The organism is Streptomyces sp. NBC_01288 (assembly GCF_035982055.1).
Taxonomy (GTDB): Bacteria; Actinomycetota; Actinomycetes; order Streptomycetales; family Streptomycetaceae; genus Streptomyces.
The window spans coordinates 9,706,940-9,726,809 of sequence record NZ_CP108427.1 but is presented as its reverse complement, the minus strand read 5'-3'; the positions used below and the strand labels follow the sequence as shown (position 1 = coordinate 9,726,809).

The window sequence follows — 19,870 nt, the reverse complement described above, 5'->3', positions numbered from 1 at the left end:
CTCCAGGGCTAGCGGGTTTTCCGGCCGGCGAGGGCACGGGCCGTGCGCGCGGCCTGTTCCTCGACGGAGGACCGGGTGTTCCAGGGGCCGGGCAGCATGTCCTGCTGCTGGAACAGGGCCAGACCGTGGGCTGCCGCGGCGACCTGGACGAGCAGCTCGAACGCCTCGTCCAGGTCGGGGGCGATACGGCTGGTGACGGGCATCAGGTCGTCGTGCAGGGCACCTCCCGCCGCGGCCAGTTCGGGGTGCCGGCTCTTGTCGAGGCCCGCCAGAAAGGTGATGTCGAAGAGCGCGCGTTCCTCGGCGGCGAACCGCACGTAGGCGGTCGCGAAGGCCGCCAACTGCTCGACCGGGTCCGAGTGCGCGGCCAGCGCGGTGCGGTAGCGGCGGCGCTGCTCCTGGTAGCCCTTCAGAGCCAGCGAGACCAGCAGTGCCTCCCGGTCGCTGAAGTGCTTGTAGGGGGCCGACACGCTCACCCCGGCCCGCCGGCACGCCTCGGCGAGGGTGAACCCGTGCGGGCCTCGCTCGCCGACCAGCGCGAGGGCCGCCCCCTCCAGCGCGTTGCGCAGGTCTCCGTGGTGGGTGCCGGTGGGGCGCCGTTTGACTGCCATGCCGACAAGGTTAACACTATTAACCATAGGTGAATGGCATTCACCTTCGCCGACGGACGTGTCCCCTCGCGACCGCCCAGTCCCCGTACGACTTCTGGAGGAACCCATGACCGGATCGAACCCCACGCACTGGACAGCCCGGGACATCCCCGACCAGCACGGCCGCACCGCCGTGATCACAGGTGCCAACACCGGCATCGGATTCGAGACGGCCAAGGCCCTCGCCCTGCGCGGGGCAGAGGTCGTCCTGGCGGTACGGGACACCGACAAGGGCAAGCGCGCGGCGGAGGAGATCACTCTCGTCGCGCCGACCGCGCGGGTGCACGTCCAGCGGCTCGACCTGAGTTCGCTCGCCTCGGTCCGTGACGCGGCCGGGGAGCTGAGAGACACCTACGCCCGGATCGATCTGCTGATCAACAACGCCGGCGTGATGTACACCCCGCACCGGACCACCTCGGACGGCTACGAGCTCCAGTTCGGAACCAACCATCTGGGCCACTTCGCCCTGACCGGGCTGCTGTTGGACCTGCTGCCGCCCTCGCCCGCCTCCCGCGTCGTCAACGTCAGCAGCGCGGGGCACCGCATGGGTGGCCCGATCGATCTCGACGACCTCGACTGGCGCAGACGCCCCTACGACCGGACCGCCGCCTACGGACACTCCAAGCTGGCCAACCTGCTGTTCACCTACGAGCTCGACCGCAGACTGCCCGCAGGCGGGCCGCTGGCCGTCGCCGCGCATCCCGGCGGCGCCGACACCACCGGCTCCCGGAGCGCGATGTCACACTCCTCGGCCCTCACCCGCACAGCCTTCGCGGCGATCCGACCGCTGCTCCTGCAATCCCCCGAGAGGGGTGCACTGCCCGTGCTGCGCGCCGCGACCGACCCGGACGTACAAGGCGGCGAGTACTACGGCCCGCGCGGATTCCAGCAGAGCAAGGGGTACCCCAAGGTGGTCCGCTCCAGCCCGCAGTCGTACGACACGGAGCTGCAACGCCGCCTGTGGGCGCTCTCCCAGGAGATGACCGGCATCGAGTTTCCAGCGGGCACGCAGCCCGGCCGCCACCCTCACGAGTGAGGGCCGGGCTGAAGATGCCTGTGCGCACGTCCCCGATGATTCGCCGGGGAGCCGTCACCTTCAGGTGAGGTCGAACTCCCCTTCCCGCGCCCCCGACACGAACGCGCCCCATTCCGCGGGCGTGAAGATCAAGGAAGGGCTTTCCGGGCGGCCGCTGTTGCGCATCGCGATGAATCCCTCGACAAAAGCGATCTGGACATCCCCCAGTCCACGGCTGCCTGAGTGCCAATCGGCGTCACTGAGGTCCAGCTCCGGCTTGTCCCAGCCCGCAAGCGGGTGCTGCTGGATGGTGCTCTCGGCCACGTCCGTGCTCCTCCCGATTCGTCGTCCGCGGCCAGCCTAGCGATCGGTTTCTGATGCCAACAGGCCACGTGAGGGGGACCTTTCAGGAGGCGGGTGGTTCGCTGCCCACGAGCCACATCGAGAAGAACTGCGATCCGCCGCCATAAGCGTGCCCGAGAACCCGCCGGGCCCCCTCCACCTGGTGTTCTCCGGCCTGGCCGCGCACCTGAAGGGCGGCCTCCGCGAAACGGATCATGCCCGAGGCGCCGATCGGATTGGTGGAAAGCACACCCCCTGACATGTTCACGGGAAGGTCGCCGTCCAGTTCGGTCACGCCCGATTCGGTGAGCTTCCACCCCTCCCCCTCCTCGGCGAATCCGAGGTTCTCCAGCCACATGGGCTCGTACCAGGAGAACGGCACGTACATCTCCACGGCATCGATGTCGCGGCGCGGATCGGCGATCCCGGCCTGCCGGTACACGTCGGCGGCGCAGTCCTTGCCGGCCTGTGGCGACACACAGTCCTTTCCGGCGAACAGTGTGGGTTCGCTCCGCATGGCGCCCCCATGCATCCAGGCCGCCGGACGTGGTGCGCGAGCCGCGCCCGCCCGGTCGGTGAGCACCATCGCGCAGGCACCGTCCGAGGACGGACAGGTCTCCGAGTACCGGATCGGGTCCCACAGCATCGGCGAGGCCTGGACCTTCTCCAGCGTGATGTCGTGCTCGTGGAGATGCGCGTACGGGTTCTTCAGCGCGTTGCGCCGGTCCTTGTACGCCACCAGGGAGCCGACCGTGTCGGGCGCCCCGGTACGCCGCATATAGGCGCGTACGTGGGGCGCGAAGAACCCGCCCGCACCTGCCAACAACGGCTGCGTGAAGGGAATCGGCAGGGACAGCCCCCACATGGCGTTCGACTCGGACTGCTTCTCGAAGGCCAGCGTGAGGACCGTGCCGTGCACGCGGGCCGCGACGAGATTCGCGGCGACGAGCGCGGTCGACCCGCCCACCGACCCGGCGGTGTGCACCCGCAGCATCGGCTTCCCTACGGCGCCCAGCGCATCCGCGAGATACAGCTCGGGCATCATGACGCCCTCGAAGAAGTCGGGCGCCTTGCCGATGACGACGGCGTCGATGTCGGCCCACGTCAACTCGGCGTCGTCCAGCGCCCGTTGGGCCGCCTCCCGCACCAGCCCCGCGATCGACACGTCCCGCCGCGCGGCGACATGCTTGGTCTGACCGATCCCTACGACGGCCACGGGCTCCTTGCTCATCGCGGATCCCCTTCGAGTACGGCGACCAGGTTCTGTTGCAGACAGGGGCCGGAGGTCGCGTGGGCGAGGGCCCGGTCGGACTCGCCCCGGTGGATGCGGGCGGCGGCCTCGCCGATGCGGATGAGCCCGGCGGCCATGACGGGGTTGGCGGCGAGGGCACCCCCGGACGGGTTGACGCGCACGTCGTCACCGAGGCGCAGCGCCTTGCGCAGGACGACCTCCTGTGCGGTGAACGGCGCGTGCAACTCGGCGGTGTCGACTGGCCGTTCGAAGGCACCGGCCTTTTCGGCGGCGAGCCGCGTGGACGGCGAGTCGGTCAACTCCCGTACGCCCAGGCCGTGCGCCTCGATCCGATGGTCGATCCCCCTGATCCAGGCGGGCCGTTCGCACAGCTCACGGGCCCGGTCCCCGGCCGCGAGGATCACGGCGGCGGCTCCGTCGCCGACCGGCGGACAGTCGCCGGTGCGCAGCGGCCGTACGACATAGTCGCCCTGCGGCACCGAACCCCGCACCTGCGCATGGGAGTTGGCGCTCGCGTCCGTCCGGCTGCGGGCCGCGACGGCGGCGAGCGCGGGCTCGTCGGTGTCGCCCGCGTCGATGAGCGCCTGGGCCTGGAGGGCGGCCAGGGCGACGGAGTCCGGCCACAACGGGGCGACGTAGTACGGGTCGAGCTGCCGGGTCAGGACGTCGCGCACCGAGCCCGGGGACGACTTGCCGTACGAGTAGACGAGCGCGGTGTCCGCGTCACCGGTGAGCAGCTTGGTCCACGCCTCGTAGAGCGCCCAGGCGCCGTCCATCTCGACGTGCGACTCGGAGATCGGCGGCCAGGCGCCGACGCCGTCGAGGGCGAGGGTGAAGGAGAAGGCGCGGCCGGCGAGGTAGTCGCTGGAACCGGAGCAGGTGAAGTCGATGTCAGCGGTCTTCAGCCCGGTCTGTTCGAGGACGCCGTGCAGGACCGGCATCAGCATCTCCACCTCGGAGAGCTCGTCGGTGGTGCGCCGGTGGTCGGTCTGCGCGAAGGCGATGACGGCGATCTCCCGCATCGCGGCAGCTCCTTGCATCACAGCAGCTCCTTGTAGACGTCGTAGTCCGCGTCGGGCTCGCCGGTCGGCCGGTAGTGATCCGGATAGCGGCCCCCCTCGCTCCACACCGCCTCGACCCGCAGCCCCATGCGCACCTGGTCATACGGAATCCCGCCGATGCGCCCGTGCAGCGCGAGGTCGGCGCCGTCGAGAGCGATGTGCGCGTAGACGTACGGCACCTCGATGTCGAGGTTCCTCGCCTTGATGTTGACGATGCAGAACGTGGTGACTGTGCCGCGCGGCCCCACTTCGACATGTTCCGATGTGGCCACACCACATGTGGGACACGCACCCCTCGGCGGGACGTACACCTTGCGACAGGAGGGGCAGCGTTCGCCGACGGTCCGTTGGTCGGAGAGCCCGCGGATGTAGTCGGTCTGGGCACGGCCGGGCGAGTAGACGTAGTCGAGGCGCGCGGGCGCCACGATGCCGGTGACCATGTCCTCGAACTCACCACTGTGGGCGGCGGGTTGGCGTCCCTCGTCACCATCGCCATCACCCTCGTACGGCTCGAAGCAGGCGATGTCCGTGATGGCACCGGTGCGTTCCTCGGCCCAGCGAACGCGGACGCGCATACCGGTGCGGACGGCATCGGGGCCGGGCGCGTCCAGGGCATGCAGGAGAGCGGTGTCGGCCCCGTCGAGCCGGACCAGAACCCAGGCGAAGGGCGTGTCGAGTGGCTGACCGCGCCGGGGTTCATGGTTCCAGGCCCAGGTGGTGACCGTACCGGTCGTACCGACCTCGACGAGATCGCGAATCTCCTCGGCGGTAACGGGGTCGTACTCGACGGGAGGGACCAGCGTCCGCCCGTCACCGGTCTTCACCCCGAGGACGACGCGCTCACGCAGCCCGGTAAGGAACGCACTCTGGACGGGCCCGAGGGAGCGGGTGAAGGGAAATTCGAGGACGAGGGGAGCTTTGAGCACTTCGGGCACGACATCTCCTAACTGAACAACTGGGCCCGCGCGTCCCCACCCAGGGGCGCGGGGAACTGCGCGACCAGCCACAACGAACCCGCAGACACAAACGGACCAACCCCGCAGGGCACCTACGCCCGCTTGTAAACAGCCGCCCGCTTCTCCGCAAACGCACGGGCCCCTTCCTTCGCATCGGCGGTGTCAAAGATCGGCCACCCCCTCTTGAGCTCAGCGGCGAGCCCCTCCGTCTCCGTCATGTCGGCGCTCTCATACACCGACGCCTTGACCGCCTCAACCGCCAACGGCCCACACGAATTGACGAGTTCGGCAATCTCCAGCGCCTTGTCAAGAGCCGCACCGTCGGGAACGACATGCCCGACCAGACCAACGTCCGCCGCCTCCCGCGCGCTGTACGGCCGCCCGGTAAGCAGCATCTCCAAGGCATGGGTACGCGGAATCTGCCGCTGAAGCCGCACAGTCGACCCCCCGATCGGGAACAACCCACGCTTCACCTCGAACAACCCAAAGGTCGCCGACTCCCCCGCAACCCGAATATCGGTGCCCTGCAAGATCTCCGTACCGCCGGCCACGCAATACCCCTCAACGGCGGCGATCACAGGCTTGCGGGGCCGGTGATGCCGCAGCATCGCCTTCCAGTGCAGATCCGGATCAGCCGTGAGCCGATCCCGATACTCCTGCCCTTCCATCCCCTTGCCGGCAAGGGCCTTGAGGTCCATGCCCGCACAGAACGCACCCCCCGCCCCGGTCAGCACGATCGACCGGATCGCGTCGTCCGCGTCGGCCTCGACCCAGCCGTCGTAGAGACCGACCAGCATCGGCAACGAGAGCGCGTTCTTGGCCTCGGGCCTGTTGAGCGTGAGCACCAGTGTGGCGCCCTCGCGCCGCACGGTCAGGTGTTCCGTACCGCTCATGGTCGTCCTCCCGTCGCCGTACCGCCTCCGGAACGAGAACAGGTTGCAGGAGGCGCCCTGCCAGTACAAGGGGTTTCTGACACTCAGTCAGATTTCTTCTGCGCGGACCCTTCACAGTTGCCGCGCCCTTTGCTCTGATGACCGGCGAACCGACGTCAGGAGGAGTGGTGGAGTACAACATTGCCGACCTGTTCGAGTCGGTCGTCGACGTGGTCCCGGACCGCGAGGCGCTCGTGTACATCGACCACCCGGGCACGGGCGCGGAACGCCGCCTGACCTACGCGGAGTTGGACGCGGCCGCGAACCGGATCGCCCATCACCTGATCGACACCGGGATACGCCCGGGTGAGCACCTCGGGCTCCATCTCTACAACGGCGTCGAGTACTTGCAGACGGTGCTGGGCTGCCTCAAGGCACGGGTCGTGCCGGTCAACGTCAACTACCGTTATGTTGAAGAGGAGTTGGTGTACCTCTACCGGGATGCCGACCTCGTGGCGCTGGTCTTCGACACGGAGTTCACCGAGCGGGTGGCGGCCGCGCTGCCTCGTGCGGAGCAACTCCGGCACCTGGTACGGGTGGGAGCACCCCAGGCGGACGGGCCGGACGTGCCCGCCGTGGCTTTCGCGGACGCCGAGGCCACCGGGTCTCCCGGGCGCGGATTCCCCGCGCGGTCGGCGGACGACCAGTTCATCATCTACACCGGCGGCACGACCGGGATGCCCAAGGGTGTGATGTGGCGTCAGGAAGACCTGTTCTTCTCGGGGCTCGGTGGTGGTGCGCCGACCGGTGAACCGGTCAAGAAACCCGAGGAGTTGGCCGAGCGGGTCGCGGCCGGCGGGGCGGGGATCACGTTCTTCCCCACTCCCCCGCTGATGCACGGCACCTCCACGCTGACCGCGTTCATCGGCTTCAACTTCGGCCAACGCATCGTGATCCACCGCAAGTTCGTGCCGGAGGAGGTGCTGCGGACCGTGGAGAAGGAGAAGGTCTCCAGCATGTCCCTGGTCGGCGACGCGATGCTGCGCCCGCTCATCGATGCCCTCAACGGGCCGATGAAGGGCACCGATTGCTCGTCGATGTTCAGCGTGTCGTCGTCCGGCGCGATCATGTCGGAGACGGTACGCAGGCAGTTCCAGGAGCTGCTCCCGAACACGATGCTGCTGAACAACTACGGTTCGTCCGAGTCCGGCTTCAACGGCACGGCGACGGCCGACTCCGGGGCCGGGAAGTCCTTCCGGATCCGCGTCAACTCCCGTACGCAGGTGGTAGATCCGGCTACGTACGAACCGGTCGCCGTCGGTGAGATCGGCCGGGTCGCCCAGTGCGGTCACGTACCGCTCGGCTACTACAACGACCCGAGGAAGACCGCCGAGACCTTCTTCGAGAAGGACGGTCAGCGGTGGGTCCTGCTCGGCGACATGGCGACCGTGGACGAGGAAGGCGTCGTCACGGTCCTCGGCCGTGGCTCGCAGTGCATCAACACCGGTGGGGAGAAGGTGTATCCGGAGGAGGTCGAGCAGGCGCTCAAGTCGCATCCGGATGTCTACGACGCGCTGGTGGCCGGGGTGCCGGACGTGCGGTGGGGCAACCATGTGGCCGCCGTCGTACAACTGCGGGCGGGTGCGGAACGGCCGTCGCTGGACGCGATCCAGACGCACTGCCGTACCCATCTCGCCGGGTACAAGATCCCGCGCCAGTTGGTGATCGCGGACTCCATCCAACGGTCGCCGAGCGGCAAGGCGGACTACCGGTGGGCGCGGGAGGTGGTGGTCGCCGCAGATCAGTGAGTCAACAGTGGGTCAATGAGCAGGCCGGATTGAACTGACGGTAGCGTGCGGCCGTACCGATGGTGACGAATCTGGTGGCCCGGGCCAGGTCCGCTGTGCCGTCACCGGGCTCAGCACGGAAGGACGTTCGGGTGCCGCTCTTCACTCGCTCTCACCCACTGCCGGATCAGAAGGCCTCTGGGGAGACCGACCCGACAGCGGCGACGGAGGCCGCCGCACCGTCCGAACCACAGGACCCACCCGAGCCCCGCGACTCGGCGGACGCACCCGAGGCACGCGGCTCGGTGGACGCGACGGAGACACGCGAATCAGCCGACGCGGACAAGCCGTCGGCATTGGCCGACGCAGCCGAGTCGGCCGATGCGGCTGGCTCTGCCGGCGCGGATGAATCATCCGACGCTCCGGAGTCAACCAAGGCCGCTGACCCCGCCGAAACAGCCGAGCCCGCAGGGTCCGACGAGCCCGTTGAACCTGTGCAGTCTGCCGAGCACGCACGGTCCGACGAGGACGCGGAGTCCGTCGAGTCTGCCGCGCCCGGCGAGCCCGGCGAGCCCGGCGAGCCCGGCGAGACCACTGAGCCCACGCGTTCCGCCAAGCCTGCCGAATCCGCCCAGCGTGCGGAGCCTGTAGAGCCCAGCGAGATCACAGAGCCCGCCGAACACGCTGACTCCGCCACGCCTGCCAAGTCCGGCGAGTCCGGCGAGTCCGGCGAGTCCGGCGAGTCCGGCGAGTCCGGCGAGTCTCCTGCATCCGCGATGCCCGACGACTCCTCAAGTACCGCCGAGCCAACGGAATCCGCAGACCCCACAGAGTCCGCCGAACCCGGCAAGACCGCAAAGACCGGCGACTCAACAGACTCCGCCGAACCCGGCGAGACTCCAGACTCCACCGCACCCGCTGACCCCGCAAAGTCAGCCACCCCCGGCGAGACCGCTGAGCCTCCGGGGTCCCCCAAGCCCGCTGAGCTCGCGCGGTCCGCCGCGCCCACCGACCCCACCGACCCCACCGAGCAACCCTCCCAACTCCCCCTCCGCGCAGGCTGGTTCGGCTGGCGCCACCGCTACCCCCGTACCGCACGTGCCGTAGGCGTGGGCACGAGCGTGCTGGCCGGTGCGCTGCTGCTCGTCGCGCTCGTCGTGCCCGACCGGCTCGATCGGATGACGTTCCAGTCGTTCCTCCGGCTGCCCGTGGAACTGATCGTCCTCGCGGTCGTGCTGCTCGCGCTGCCGTCGCGGGCCCGGCGGGTCACCGCCGTCGTGCTGGGTGCGTTCGTCGGGCTGTCCACCGTGCTGAAGTGCCTCGACATGGGCTTCTACGAGACGCTGGCACGGCCGTTCGACCTGGTCTTCGACTGGGTGCTGCTGAGCGACGCGGCGGACTGGATGAAGGACTCGTTCGGTCGCTCGGGCGAGGTGCTCGCGATTGTCGGTGTGATCGTGCTGCTGATCGCCGTGCTCGCGGGCAGCGCGCTCGCGATGGTGCGGCTGGCGGACGTGATGGCCGGCCACCGCCCCACGGCCGTACGCACCACACTTGTCCTCGGTGTCGCGTGGATCATGTGCTTCACCCTGAGCGTGCAGGTCGGCGGAGTCACCCTCGCCACCAAGGGCTACAGCCAGTTCTTCAGCAACCGGGTGAAGTACGTCCGCGAGGGCCTGGGCGACGCCGACGTCTTCAAGAAGCAGCTCACCGTCGACGCGTTCGCGAAGACCCCGCCCAACCAGCTGCTGACCGGACTGCGCGGCAAGGACGTGCTGTTCACCTTCATCGAGAGCTACGGCCGGGTCGCGCTCGACGACCCGACGATGGCACCGGAGATGGACAAGACGCTCACGGCGGGCGACGCCCGGCTGAAGGCGGCCGGCTTCTCGTCGCGCAGCGCGTGGCTCAGGTCGCCGGTGACGGGCGCCGGCAGCTGGCTGGCCCACTCGACGTTCCTGTCCGGCCTGTGGATCAAGAACCAGCAGCGGTACCGGACCGTGACGACCAGCACCCGCGCGACCCTCACCAGTTACTTCCAGAAGACCGGCGCCTGGCGCACGGTCGGCATCGTCCCCGGTGTGCGCAAGTCCTGGCCCGAGGGCAAGTACTTCGGCCTCGACAACATCTACGACTCCACGCATCTCGGCTACAACGGCCCGTACTTCAGCTGGACGCCGGTGCCGGACCAGTTCAGCCTGGAGTCCTTCGAGAAGCTGGAGTACGGCAAGAAGAACCGCGACCCGATCATGGCGGAGATCATCCTGGCGTCCAGCCACAACCCCTGGTCGCCGATCGCCCACACGATCCCCTGGAACCAGCTCGGCGACGGCACGATCTTCAACCAGATCAAGAAGGAGGGCACGAACCCGACGGAGGTCTGGAAGAGCGCGAAGCGCGTGCGGACCGAGTACCGCAAGGCCATCCAGTACTCCGTGGACAGCCTGACCCAGTGGGTCCAGCGCTACGGCAACAAGAACACCGTTCTCGTCTTCCTCGGCGACCACCAGCCCGTCCCGACGGTCACCGGTGGCACCGCCGACCGGGACGTGCCGATCACCATCGTCGCCCACGACCCGAAGGTGCTGGACAAGATCTCCAGCTGGGGCTGGACGGACGGCCTCAAGCCCGCCGACAGCGCACCGGTGCTGGGCATGGACAAGTTCCGGGACCGCTTCATGACGGCCTACGCGAAGTGACCTGCTCCCCCGCGAGGAACTCCTCCGGCCGGTTCTCGTGCACGAGATGTCCGGCGTCCACGGTCACCAGCCGCGCGTCGGGGATCCGTTCGGCGATCACGGTGACCCGGTCCTGAGGAACCCCGCTGGTGGGACCACCCGCAATCACCAACGTAGGCATGGTGATCCGCCCCATGTGGTCCCACCACATGGGGTCGGGGTCGTTCGCTCTGGCGTCGGTCGCCTCGATCATGGCCCAGTCGAACGGCGGCTCCCCCGGCGGTCGTTCGGTGGGCGGCCGGGGCGGATCGAAGGCCATCGGCGCGGGCACGTCCTCCAGAACCAGCCTCCGTACAACACCGGGCGCCGCCTGCGCGAGCAGATACGCGACGATGCCGCCGAGGGAGTGCCCGATGACGTCGGCGCGTTCGATGCCGAGGGTGGTGAGGAGGGCGAGCATGTCGTCCCGCATCGACTCGTAGGCGTACGTCTCCGCCGTGGCGCCCGGTTCGATGCCGGGCCAGTCGCTGGTTCCGTGGCCGCGCAGATCGGGGGCATACACGCGGTACGGGACGGGACCGGTGGCGAGCCGTTCGGCGATCGGCGTCCAGTCGGTGCCGTCGGCGCCCCGGCAGTGGAGCAGGAGGACGGGCGACGCGTCTTCGGGGCCCCAGGCGCGGTAGGCGAGGGTGATGCCGTTCGCCTTGACGGAGCGGATCTCGGTGTCCATGCCGGGAACGTATCCGGTGGGCCGCCGGGTCATTCGCCTACTCTGCCGAGGGCAGAGACCCGCCGCTCCCGCCTCCCGTCGAGGAACGCGGTGACGCGGCGCACGAACCACTCCGGGTCGTCGAGCCACGGGTAGTGCCCGGCACCCGGCTGGACCGCCGACTCCGCGTTGGGGAAGACCTCGGCGGCGCGGCGGGCGAGACCGGGCCGGGGGCCGCCGTCCAGCTCACCCGCGAGGACCAGCACGGGTGCGGGCAGGTCCGCGAGGGCGGCCCGGGTGGCGGGCGGGTCGAAGGCGCCCTCGGAGAAGTACAGGTCGGCGGCCTCGTCGTTGCACTCCTCGTCGGCGAGCGCGGAGTGCTTCTCGGCTACCGCATCCCAACTGCCGTAGAAGAAGGGCTCGAAGACCGGGTCGAAGTCCCCCGTGCCCGCGAGCCATGCCTCGAACGCCGGGTAGGCCGCCTCGAACCACGGCTCGCCCTTCCGCAACCGTGCGGCGGTTCGCCGGTCCTCCGGCGTGGCCGGCATGTCCAGTGCCCACGGAGTGGCGGTGATGAGCATCAGCCGTGCGACTCGCTCGGGATACCGGGCCGCGTAGACCATCGCGAGGCTGCCGCCCGCCGAGTGGGCGAGCAGATCCATATGGTCCAGCCCCATGTGGGCGCGCAACACTTCCACATCGTCGACGAGTCGGTCGCAGCGGTACGACGTCCGGTCGGCCGGCACCGCGGAGTCGCCGGTGCCCCGGAGATCGAGCAGGATCAGCCGACGGTGTGCGGCCAGTCCGCCCAGGTCGCCGAGGTACGTGGAGGCGCGCATGGGCCCTCCGGGCAGAACGACCAGCGGCTCGCCCTCGCCCCGGACGTGGTAGGCGAGTTCGGTGCCGTCGGTTGCGGTGAAGGTCGGCATGCGGCTGATCCTCACCGCCAACCGGGCCTCGCCGCAAGGCAGTTCCTCAGGTCCGGGCTTCCTCAGGCGTCCGCGAGATCGGACGGCGGATGGAGATCAGGTCCGAGGCCGCCGGACGCGCCACGTTCGTCGTGAAGAGCTGGAGGTAGTACTCGGTGCCCGTAGCCCCGGCCAGGACCCGGCGGACGGCTTCGACGAGTTCGTCGCGGGTGATGTCGGGCACGCGCGGATACGCCGGGCGTGCGGCCTTCAAGGCAGAGGGTCTCGATCCGCTCTGTCGCGCGGCCGAGGTCCTCAACTCGCGCCCTGGACAAGGACGGTGGCTGGAGTTCCGGACGAAGATCCACGTGGCCATTGGGCCGGGCGACGCGTCGAGAAAGTGGGGGCAGACCTCTTGCCTCGGCGGGCGGCGGACTGGATTACTGATCCCACACACATCGACCGAATGATCGGTCGTCCGAAATGGCACGATTGACGGAGAGGTGCGCCGATGGCGGACGCGGCGGAGCTGCTCGACTCGGGGGAACGGCTCGACCAACACGCACTCAGGACACTGCAGTTGGAGCGGCTACGGGCCTCTCTCCGGCACGCCTACGCGAACGTGCCCTTCTACCGTCGGTCCTTCGACTCGGCCGGGATCCACCCGGACGACTGCCGCGCGCTCTCCGACCTCGCTCTCTTCCCGTTCACCACCAAGCTGGACCTGCGCGACAACTACCCGTACGGCATGTTCGCCGTCCCCGAGGACCGCATCCGCCGTATCCACGCGTCGAGCGGCACCACCGGACGCCCCACAGTGGTCGGCTACACAGAGAACGATATTTCCATGTGGGCAGACGTGGTGGCCCGTTCCATCCGCGCCGCGGGCGGACGGCCCGGCGACAAGGTCCATGTGGCATACGGCTATGGGTTGTTCACCGGTGGTCTGGGCGCTCACTATGGTGCCGAACGACTGGGTTGTACGGTCATCCCCGCGTCCGGCGGTATGACGGCGCGCCAGGTGCAGATCATCCAGGACTTCAAGCCCGAGATCATCATGGTGACCCCGTCCTACCTGCTCACGCTCCTCGACGAGTTCGAGCGGCAAGGGGTCGATCCACGCGGGACCTCTCTGCGGGTCGGCATCTTCGGGGCGGAGCCCTGGACCGAGCAGATGCGGCTGGAGATCGAGGAGCGGTTCGCGATCGACGCGGTCGACATCTACGGGCTGTCGGAGGTGATCGGTCCGGGTGTCGCGCAGGAGTGTGTGGAGACGAAGGACGGACTGCACATCTGGGAGGACCACTTCTTCCCGGAGGTCGTCGATCCGATCACGGGTGAAGTCCTACCCGAAGGCCATAAGGGCGAGTTGGTGTTCACCTCGCTCACCAAGGAGGCCATGCCGGTGATCCGTTACCGCACCCGGGACCTCACCCGCCTGCTCCCCGGCACCGCCCGGCCTGCCTTCCGGCGCATGGAGAAGGTCACCGGCCGCAGTGACGACATGGTGATCCTGCGCGGGGTGAACCTGTTCCCCACCCAGATCGAGGAGATCGTCCTGCGTACCCCGGGCGTCGCACCCCACTTCCAGCTCCGACTCACGCGCGAGGGGCGCCTCGACGCCCTCACGGTACGGGCCGAGGCCCGCCCCGGCGCCGACCCCGAGACCCGGGACGCGGCGGCCCGCGCGATCACCACGGCCGTGAAGGACGGCATCGGCGTCTCCGTCGCGGTCGAGATCGTGGAGCCCGAGTCGCTGGAGCGCAGCGTGGGCAAGATCCGGCGGATCGTGGACCTGCGGACGCCCTGAGCCGACTCCGTCAGCCGAACGCCCCTCCCGATACGGGCAGTTGCCCCAGCCCCAGCAGTTCCGCCAGATTCCCGCCCAGCACCCGGTCGCGCACCTCGCCAGGAGACGTGACCCGTTCCACCGTCGTGCGCGCGACGACCGGGTCTCCGTAGGGCGCGTCCGAGCCGAAGAAGGTGCGGGTGGGGAGTTCGTGGATGGCGAGGCGGACGGCGAAGACGATGTTCGCGGTGGAGAGTTCGAGGTGCAGGTTGGGGGTGGCACGGGCCAGCTCGATGGCCAACATCCAGTGGGCTCCGGCCAGTTGGCTGATCACCAGCGGTACCTTCGGGTAGCGGGCGGCCAGGTCGGCGAGTGTGCGCACGTCCGCCGCGGTCGTGGGCGCGGCGCCGTGGACGACCACGGGAAGTCCGGGGTGGTCGTGGGCCGCGCGGAGCACCGGTTCGACGAGGGCCGCCCGGTCCGGGGGCGGGGTGAGTTCTCCGATGCCGTACAGCCCGCGGCCGGTCACGTCGCGCTCCACCCGGGCCGCGATCTCGGCGTCGGGGCGACCGAGGGGGACGGAGCCGAAACCGAGGAAGCGGTCGGGGTGTGCGGCGAGAGCCTCGTCCAACTCCCGCAACGCCAGGGCGAATCCGTCATCCCCGGAACCGCCGGCCAACGCCCGTTCCAGCGCGCCCATTTCGTCGTGGAGGGAGTCGAGATCGGCGGCCCGTTCCGGGTGTGCGCGGGTGGGGAACAGCACCGTACGGTGCACTCCCGCGGCGTCGAGCGCCGACAGATGGGCGTCGAGCGGGTCGTGGACATGGCTGTGGGCGTCGAGAATCATGTGTCTCCCTGAGCGGGCCGGCCACTCGGCGGAATGCCGGTGGCGGACACCAGTGTTGATCCCTGACACCGTTGGAAGGTCAAGCCGGAGAGGGGTGGGCGCGTGCTGATCGGGGAGCTAGCCGAGCAGACGGGAACCAGCGAGCGACTGCTGCGCTACTACGAACGGGCGGGGCTGCTACGACCCGAGCGGCTGCCCAACGGCTATAGGGAGTACGCCGATTCGGACACCGACGCCGTGCTCCGCATCCGCGCGCTCCTTGCCGCCGGGCTGCCCACCCGGGTCATCCGGCACGTACTGCCCTGCACCATGGGCGGGCAAGCGGCTGGACCCGGAGACCGACCTCGCGCTGATGAACCCGGGCGGGGTGCGGGCGGGGCTGACCTACAAGGCCACCGGTGCCGAGGGCGACGTCCGAGACCGCCGCGATCCTGCTGTTCGCGGACCTCACCGAGGCCGCCGTGCAGCCCTGCCCGGGTGTACTCGACGCCCTGCGGGCCCAGTTGAGCGACCTGGACCACCGTGCCGCCGAACTCGCCGCGGCGCGTGCGGTGTTGCGGGACACGATCGCGGGAGCGGAGACCCGCACGGCATCGGCACCCGCCCCGGCCTCGGCTCCCGAATGAGGACGCCCAGGCTCCCGGATGAGGACGCTCAGTCGGCCAACCGCTCCCGCAACTCCCGCTTGAGGATCTTCCCGCTGGCGTTGCGTGGCAACTCTTCCACGAACACGACCCGCTTCGGCGCCTTGAAGTGAGGGAGCTCCTCCCGGGCGTGGTCGATGAGTTGGGCCTCGGTGACCTCGCCGCGCGGGACGACGACCGCGGTGACGGCCTCGATCCAGTGGTCGTCCGGGAGGCCGATCACGGCGACCTCGGCGACGCTCTCGTGGGTGTAGAGCACGTCCTCGACCTGGCGTGAAGCGACCAGTACACCACCGGAGTTGATGACGTCCTTCACCCGGTCGACGATGGTGAAGAAGCCGTGCGCGTCCCGTACCGCGAGGTCTCCGGAGTGGAACCAGCCGTCGCGGAAGGCCGCGGCGGTCTCCTCGGGCTTGTCCCAGTAGCCCTCGCACAACTGCGGTGAGCGGTAGACGACTTCGCCGGACGTTCCGTCGGACACCTCCTTGCCGTCCTCGTCGACCACCCGCGCGTCCACGAACAGGACGGGACGCCCGCAGGAGTCCAGTCGGCCCTTGTGCTCATCGGGGCCCAGGACCATGGACAGCGGGCCGATCTCGCTCTGCCCGAAGCAGTTGTAGAAGGCCAGCTTGGGGAGCCGCTCGCGCAGCCGCTCCAGGACGGGCACCGGCATGATCGACGCGCCGTAGTACGCCTTGCGCAACCCGCTCAGGTCACGGGTCGCGAAGTCGGGCCGGTTCGCCAGGCCGATCCACACCGTCGGCGGGGCGAACAGGCTGTCCACGCGCCCGGCCTCGATCAGGTCGAAGAGCCGGTCGCCGTCGGGCGCGTCGAGGATGGTGTTCGTCGCCCCGACCGCGAGGTACGGCAGGAGGAACACATGCAGCTGCGCCGAGTGGTACAGCGGCAGCGAGTGCACCGGCCGGTCCCCCGCGCTCAGGTCCAGGGCGGTGATCGCGCTCAAGTACTCGTGCACCAGGGCTCGGTGAGTCATCATCGCGCCCTTGGGCAGCGCGGTCGTTCCCGAGGTGTAGAGCAGCTGCACCAGGTCGTCGGTGCGCGGCTCGGGCCCGTCGTACGGCGACGCGGACGCCAGCCGGTCCAGCAGCGAGCCGTCGGCGTTCCGCAGCGGCAACGTCCTTACCCCGTCGGGGAGTTGACCGGCGAGGTCAGGGTCGGTGAGCACCAGCGCGCTTCCGGACTGACCGACGATGTACGCGAGGTCGTCGCCGGTGAGGTTCTGGTTGACCGGCACGTGCACGAGGCCCACGCGGGCACAGGCGAGGAAGCCGATCAGATAGGCGTCGGAGTTGTGGCCGTAGGAGCCGACCCGGTCGCCCGGCGCGAGGCCCTGGTCGAGCAGCACGCTCGCCGCGCGGGAGACGGCGTCGTCGAGTTCCTCGTACGTCCAGGAGCGCTCGCCGTAGTCCACCGCCACGCGTGCGGGAGTGCGCCGGGCACTGCGTCGCAGTACCCCGTCAACCGTGCTGCCCTGTCCGGTCGTCATGACACATGATCCTCGGGCCGCCACCCGGGCAGGTCAAGCGGGCTGGTCGGGGTGGTCGGGTGGGTCCGCCCCACATGGGCCGAGACCACATGAGGCGGGACCACATGGGTCCGGGCCACGCCCTTCCCCCCAAGTGCCTAGGCACTCACACAGGCCGCGTCCGTCCCTCCCAGTACGGGTCCCGCAGCCGCCGCTTGTACAGCTTGCCGTTGGGGTCGCGGGGCATCTCGGTGATGAAGTCGATGCTCTTGGGCCGTTTGTAGCCGGCGAGTTGCTCGGCGCAGTGGTCGAGGAGGGCGGTGGCGAGGGCCGGTCCTGGCTCGTGGCCGGAGGACGGTTCGACGACGGCCTTGACCTCCTCGCCCCACTCGTCGTGCGGGATGCCGAAGGCGGCGGCGTCGGCGACGGCGGGGTGGGCGAGAAGCGCGGACTCGATCTCGGCCGGGTAGATGTTGACGCCGCCCGAGATGATCATGTCGATCTTGCGGTCGCGGAGGAAGAGATAGCCGTCCTCGTCGAGAATGCCGAGGTCGCCGACGGTGAAGAAGTCGCCGATGCGGTTCTTCTTCGTCTTGTCCTCGTCCTTGTGGTAGGCGAAGCCGCCGGTGCTCATCTTCATGTACACGGTGCCGAGTTCACCGGGCGGGAGCCGCTTGCCGTCGTCGTCGAAGACCGCGAGTTCGCTGATGGGCCAGGCCTTGCCGACCGTGCCGGGCTTCTTCAGCCAGTCCTCGGCGGTCGCGAAGGCACCGCCGCCCTCGCTGGCCGCGTAGTACTCCTCCACACACTGGCCCCACCAGTCGATCATCGCCCGCTTCACATGGTCGGGGCACGGCGCGGCGCCATGGATGGCGTGCCGCATGGACGAGACGTCGTAGCGCGCCCGTATGTCCTGCGGGAGGGCGAGGAGGCGGTGGAACTGGGTCGGGACCATATGGGTGTGGGTGCATTTCTCGCGGTCGATCAGGCGGAGCATCTCCTCCGGGGTCCACTTGTCCATCAGGACCAGACGGTGCCCTATGTGCAGGCTCGCGCCCGCGAACTGGAGGACGGCCGTGTGGTAGAGCGGTGAGCAGACCAGGTGGACGTTGTCGTCGAACGGCTTGATGCCGAAGATGCCGAGGAACCCGCCGAGGTACGCCGACTCGGGCGGCCTGCCCGGCAGGGGGCGGCGGATGCCGCGGGGGCGGCCGGTGGTGCCCGAGGTGTAGTTCATGACCCAGCCGAGCGTGCGGTCCGCGGGCGCCGACTCCGGTTGTCCGTCGAGGAGTTCGGCGTACGGCCGGAAGCTCTCGACCGTGCCGACCGCGTACCGGTGGGTGGCGGGCAGGCCTGCCTCGTCGGCGGCCTGGCGGGCTGCCTCGGCGAACCGCTCGTGCGCGATGAGCACCTTGGCGCCGGAGTCCGCGACGATCCAGGCGATCTCCGGTGCGACGAAGTGGTGGTTGACGGGGACGAGGTAGAACCCGGCCTGGGTGGCGGCCAGATGGGCCGTGAAGAACTCGACGCCGTTGGGCAGGACGACCGCGAAGGCGTCGCCGCGTTCGAGTCCGGCGGCGCGCAGACCGTGGACGAGTTGGTTCGCGGCGGCGTGCAGTCGGCCGGCGGTCCACACCTCGCCGTCCGGAGCGACGAGGACCTCACGGTCGGGTTCCTGAGCCGCTTGGGCCCAGAAGCCGGCGGGGGGTGTGCTCGCACCCTGTGTGGTCCCGCCCTGTGTGGTCTCACCCTGGGTGCTCACTGGCCGCTCCTTCCGGCGATGCGGTTGATGCGGTCGACCGCGTGCTCGAAGCCGCGGGTGAGGTCGTCGAAGACGGCCTGGACACTGCGTTCGCTGTTCATGCGGCCGACGATCTGGCCGACGGGGGTACCGAGCAGCGGGTCGATCTCGTACTTCTGGATGCGCGAGACGGCCTCCGCGACCAGCAGCCCCTGGAGGGGCATGGGAAGGGTGCCCGGACCGTCCGTGTCGTCCCAGGCGTCGGTCCACTCGGTGCGCAGTTGGCGGGCCGGTTTCCCGGTCAGGGCGCGGGAGCGGACGGTGTCGCCGGAACCGGCCGCGAGGAGCTTGCGGGTCAGGGCGGGCGAGTGCATATCGGCCTCTGTGGTGGTCAGCCATATGGAGCCCAGCCACACACCCTGCGCACCGAGACTGAGCGCGGCGGCCACCTGCTGTCCGCTGCCGATGCCGCCCGCGGCGAGAACCGGCAACGGGTCGACGGCCTCGACGACCTCGGGCGTGAGCACCATGGAGGCGATCTCGCCGGTGTGGCCGCCCGCCTCGTAGCCCTGGGCCACGACGATGTCGATACCGCCCTCCGCGTGCTTGCGGGCATGCCGGGCGCTGCCCGCGAGCGCGGCGACGAGCACGTTGTGGTCGTGGGCGCGGGCGACGACGTCGGCGGGCGGCGAGCCGAGGGCGTTGGCGAGCAGCTTGATCGGGTAGTCGAAGGCGACGTCGAGCTGGTTGCGGGCGACCTGTTCCATCCACCCGGTGATGCGCCAGCCGGACACCTCGCCCTCGGCGAGTTCGGGCACGCCGTACTTGGCCAGGGTCTCGGTGACGAACTGCCGGTGCCCTTCCGGGATCATCGCCTCGACCTCGGCCTCGGTGACGCCCTCGACCTTCTTCGCCGGCATCACGACGTCGAGGCCGTAGGGCATCCCGTCGACGTGCGCCTCCAGCCAGTCGAGGTCGTGCTTGAGGTCGTCGGGGGCGGTGTAGCGGACCGCGCCGAGCACTCCGAGACCGCCGGCCCGGCTGATGGCCGCGGCGACGGCGGGGAACGGCGTGAAGCCGAAAATGGCGTGCTCGACTCCCAGTTTCTTGCTCAACTCCGTCTGCATGGGCGC

The 19,870-nt window shown here is 69.5% G+C and carries 19 protein-coding genes; 6 read left to right on the top strand and 13 right to left on the bottom strand.

The window, feature by feature from the left end:
* Nucleotides 1-8: 8 nt before the first annotated feature.
* Nucleotides 9-611 carry a TetR/AcrR family transcriptional regulator gene (locus OG194_RS43760; RefSeq protein WP_327406280.1) on the bottom strand — a complete coding sequence of 201 codons (603 nt, stop codon included), beginning with the start codon at nucleotides 609-611 and terminating at the stop codon, nucleotides 9-11.
* Between the two features lie 106 nt (nucleotides 612-717).
* Here OG194_RS43760 and OG194_RS43755 point away from each other — a divergent pair, with 106 nt between their 5' ends.
* The gene (locus OG194_RS43755; protein WP_327406279.1) at nucleotides 718-1,686 is read left to right on the top strand and encodes an oxidoreductase; all 969 of its coding nucleotides are present in this window, start codon (nucleotides 718-720) and stop codon (nucleotides 1,684-1,686) included.
* Between the two features lie 60 nt (nucleotides 1,687-1,746).
* Here the strand turns inward: OG194_RS43755 and OG194_RS43750 are convergent, their stop codons facing one another.
* From OG194_RS43750 to OG194_RS43730, 5 genes are all read right to left on the bottom strand, one after another.
* A complete protein-coding gene (locus tag OG194_RS43750) occupies nucleotides 1,747-1,989 on the bottom strand; it encodes a DUF397 domain-containing protein (RefSeq protein WP_019057879.1) in 243 nt (80 codons plus the stop codon).
* Between the two features lie 82 nt (nucleotides 1,990-2,071).
* A complete protein-coding gene (locus tag OG194_RS43745; RefSeq protein WP_327406278.1) occupies nucleotides 2,072-3,238 on the bottom strand; it encodes a thiolase domain-containing protein in 1,167 nt (388 codons plus the stop codon).
* The gene (locus OG194_RS43740) at nucleotides 3,235-4,299 is read right to left on the bottom strand and encodes a thiolase domain-containing protein (protein ID WP_327406277.1); all 1,065 of its coding nucleotides are present in this window, start codon (nucleotides 4,297-4,299) and stop codon (nucleotides 3,235-3,237) included. The genes OG194_RS43745 and OG194_RS43740 overlap by 4 nt, the downstream gene beginning before the upstream one ends.
* The gene (locus OG194_RS43735) at nucleotides 4,299-5,255 is read right to left on the bottom strand and encodes an OB-fold nucleic acid binding domain-containing protein (RefSeq protein ID WP_327406276.1); all 957 of its coding nucleotides are present in this window, start codon (nucleotides 5,253-5,255) and stop codon (nucleotides 4,299-4,301) included. Before OG194_RS43735 ends, OG194_RS43740 begins: the two co-directional genes overlap by 1 nt.
* Nucleotides 5,256-5,368: 113 nt before the next feature.
* Nucleotides 5,369-6,169, bottom strand: coding sequence for a crotonase/enoyl-CoA hydratase family protein (locus OG194_RS43730; protein WP_327406275.1), 801 nt, complete (start codon nucleotides 6,167-6,169; stop codon nucleotides 5,369-5,371).
* A gap of 167 nt (nucleotides 6,170-6,336) precedes the next feature.
* On the opposite strand from OG194_RS43730, the gene OG194_RS43725 reads away from it, so the two are divergent.
* Both OG194_RS43725 and OG194_RS43720 read left to right on the top strand, forming a co-directional pair.
* Nucleotides 6,337-7,956 carry an acyl-CoA synthetase gene (locus tag OG194_RS43725; protein WP_327406274.1) on the top strand — a complete coding sequence of 540 codons (1,620 nt, stop codon included), beginning with the start codon at nucleotides 6,337-6,339 and terminating at the stop codon, nucleotides 7,954-7,956.
* A 473-nt stretch (nucleotides 7,957-8,429) separates the two neighbouring features.
* On the top strand, nucleotides 8,430-10,634 hold the full coding sequence (locus tag OG194_RS43720; RefSeq protein ID WP_442811760.1) for a sulfatase: 2,205 nt from the start codon (nucleotides 8,430-8,432) through the stop codon (nucleotides 10,632-10,634).
* Here OG194_RS43720 and OG194_RS43715 read toward each other — a convergent pair.
* Genes OG194_RS43715 through OG194_RS43705 form a run of 3 tightly spaced genes read right to left on the bottom strand, consistent with a single transcriptional unit; the run spans nucleotide 10,612 to nucleotide 12,504 of the window.
* Nucleotides 10,612-11,343, bottom strand: coding sequence for an alpha/beta fold hydrolase (locus OG194_RS43715; RefSeq protein ID WP_327406273.1), 732 nt, complete (start codon nucleotides 11,341-11,343; stop codon nucleotides 10,612-10,614). The genes OG194_RS43720 and OG194_RS43715 overlap by 23 nt on opposite strands.
* Before the next feature lie 29 nt (nucleotides 11,344-11,372).
* The gene (locus OG194_RS43710) at nucleotides 11,373-12,251 is read right to left on the bottom strand and encodes an alpha/beta fold hydrolase (protein ID WP_327406272.1); all 879 of its coding nucleotides are present in this window, start codon (nucleotides 12,249-12,251) and stop codon (nucleotides 11,373-11,375) included.
* A 46-nt stretch (nucleotides 12,252-12,297) separates the two neighbouring features.
* Entirely contained in the window at nucleotides 12,298-12,504 is a 207-nt protein-coding gene (locus OG194_RS43705) for a hypothetical protein (protein WP_327406271.1), read from the bottom strand.
* Between the two features lie 237 nt (nucleotides 12,505-12,741).
* Between OG194_RS43705 and paaK the strand changes: the two genes are divergently transcribed.
* On the top strand, nucleotides 12,742-14,040 hold the full coding sequence (gene paaK, locus OG194_RS43700) for a phenylacetate--CoA ligase PaaK (RefSeq protein ID WP_327406270.1): 1,299 nt from the start codon (nucleotides 12,742-12,744) through the stop codon (nucleotides 14,038-14,040).
* A gap of 10 nt (nucleotides 14,041-14,050) precedes the next feature.
* Here the strand turns inward: paaK and OG194_RS43695 are convergent, their stop codons facing one another.
* Nucleotides 14,051-14,866 carry an amidohydrolase family protein gene (locus OG194_RS43695; protein ID WP_327406269.1) on the bottom strand — a complete coding sequence of 272 codons (816 nt, stop codon included), beginning with the start codon at nucleotides 14,864-14,866 and terminating at the stop codon, nucleotides 14,051-14,053.
* 102 nt (nucleotides 14,867-14,968) lie between these two features.
* Here OG194_RS43695 and OG194_RS47785 point away from each other — a divergent pair, with 102 nt between their 5' ends.
* Complete coding sequence (locus tag OG194_RS47785; RefSeq protein ID WP_442811759.1) at nucleotides 14,969-15,373, top strand: MerR family transcriptional regulator; 405 nt, start codon at nucleotides 14,969-14,971, stop codon at nucleotides 15,371-15,373.
* Nucleotides 15,265-15,492 carry a hypothetical protein gene (locus tag OG194_RS43685; RefSeq protein ID WP_327407436.1) on the top strand — a complete coding sequence of 76 codons (228 nt, stop codon included), beginning with the start codon at nucleotides 15,265-15,267 and terminating at the stop codon, nucleotides 15,490-15,492. Before OG194_RS47785 ends, OG194_RS43685 begins: the two co-directional genes overlap by 109 nt.
* Nucleotides 15,493-15,520: 28 nt before the next feature.
* Here OG194_RS43685 and OG194_RS43680 read toward each other — a convergent pair whose 3' ends face one another.
* The 3 genes from OG194_RS43680 to OG194_RS43670 form a co-directional block, all read right to left on the bottom strand.
* Nucleotides 15,521-17,017 (bottom strand): acyl-CoA synthetase, encoded by a 1,497-nt coding sequence (locus OG194_RS43680; RefSeq protein ID WP_327406268.1) that lies wholly within the window; start codon nucleotides 17,015-17,017, stop codon nucleotides 15,521-15,523.
* A gap of 145 nt (nucleotides 17,018-17,162) precedes the next feature.
* Entirely contained in the window at nucleotides 17,163-18,758 is a 1,596-nt protein-coding gene (locus tag OG194_RS43675) for an acyl-CoA synthetase (RefSeq protein WP_327406267.1), read from the bottom strand.
* Nucleotides 18,755-19,864, bottom strand: a complete 1,110-nt coding sequence (locus tag OG194_RS43670) for an NAD(P)H-dependent flavin oxidoreductase (RefSeq protein WP_327406266.1) — start codon at nucleotides 19,862-19,864, stop codon at nucleotides 18,755-18,757. The genes OG194_RS43675 and OG194_RS43670 overlap by 4 nt, the downstream gene beginning before the upstream one ends.
* Nucleotides 19,865-19,870: the final 6 nt, after the last annotated feature.

Coding starts and splice junctions, on each gene's coding strand:
- OG194_RS43680 (WP_327406268.1), bottom strand. CDS start 17,017: ATGACGACCGGACAGGGCAGCACGGTTGACGGGGTACTGCGACGCAGT.
- OG194_RS43745 (WP_327406278.1), bottom strand. CDS start 3,238: ATGAGCAAGGAGCCCGTGGCCGTCGTAGGGATCGGTCAGACCAAGCAT.
- OG194_RS43730 (WP_327406275.1), bottom strand. CDS start 6,169: ATGAGCGGTACGGAACACCTGACCGTGCGGCGCGAGGGCGCCACACTG.
- OG194_RS43740 (WP_327406277.1), bottom strand. CDS start 4,299: ATGCAAGGAGCTGCCGCGATGCGGGAGATCGCCGTCATCGCCTTCGCG.
- OG194_RS43710 (WP_327406272.1), bottom strand. CDS start 12,251: ATGCCGACCTTCACCGCAACCGACGGCACCGAACTCGCCTACCACGTC.
- OG194_RS43755 (WP_327406279.1), top strand. CDS start 718: ATGACCGGATCGAACCCCACGCACTGGACAGCCCGGGACATCCCCGAC.
- OG194_RS43760 (WP_327406280.1), bottom strand. CDS start 611: ATGGCAGTCAAACGGCGCCCCACCGGCACCCACCACGGAGACCTGCGC.
- OG194_RS43715 (WP_327406273.1), bottom strand. CDS start 11,343: ATGGACACCGAGATCCGCTCCGTCAAGGCGAACGGCATCACCCTCGCC.
- OG194_RS43695 (WP_327406269.1), bottom strand. CDS start 14,866: ATGATTCTCGACGCCCACAGCCATGTCCACGACCCGCTCGACGCCCAT.
- OG194_RS43670 (WP_327406266.1), bottom strand. CDS start 19,864: ATGCAGACGGAGTTGAGCAAGAAACTGGGAGTCGAGCACGCCATTTTC.
- paaK (WP_327406270.1), top strand. CDS start 12,742: ATGGCGGACGCGGCGGAGCTGCTCGACTCGGGGGAACGGCTCGACCAA.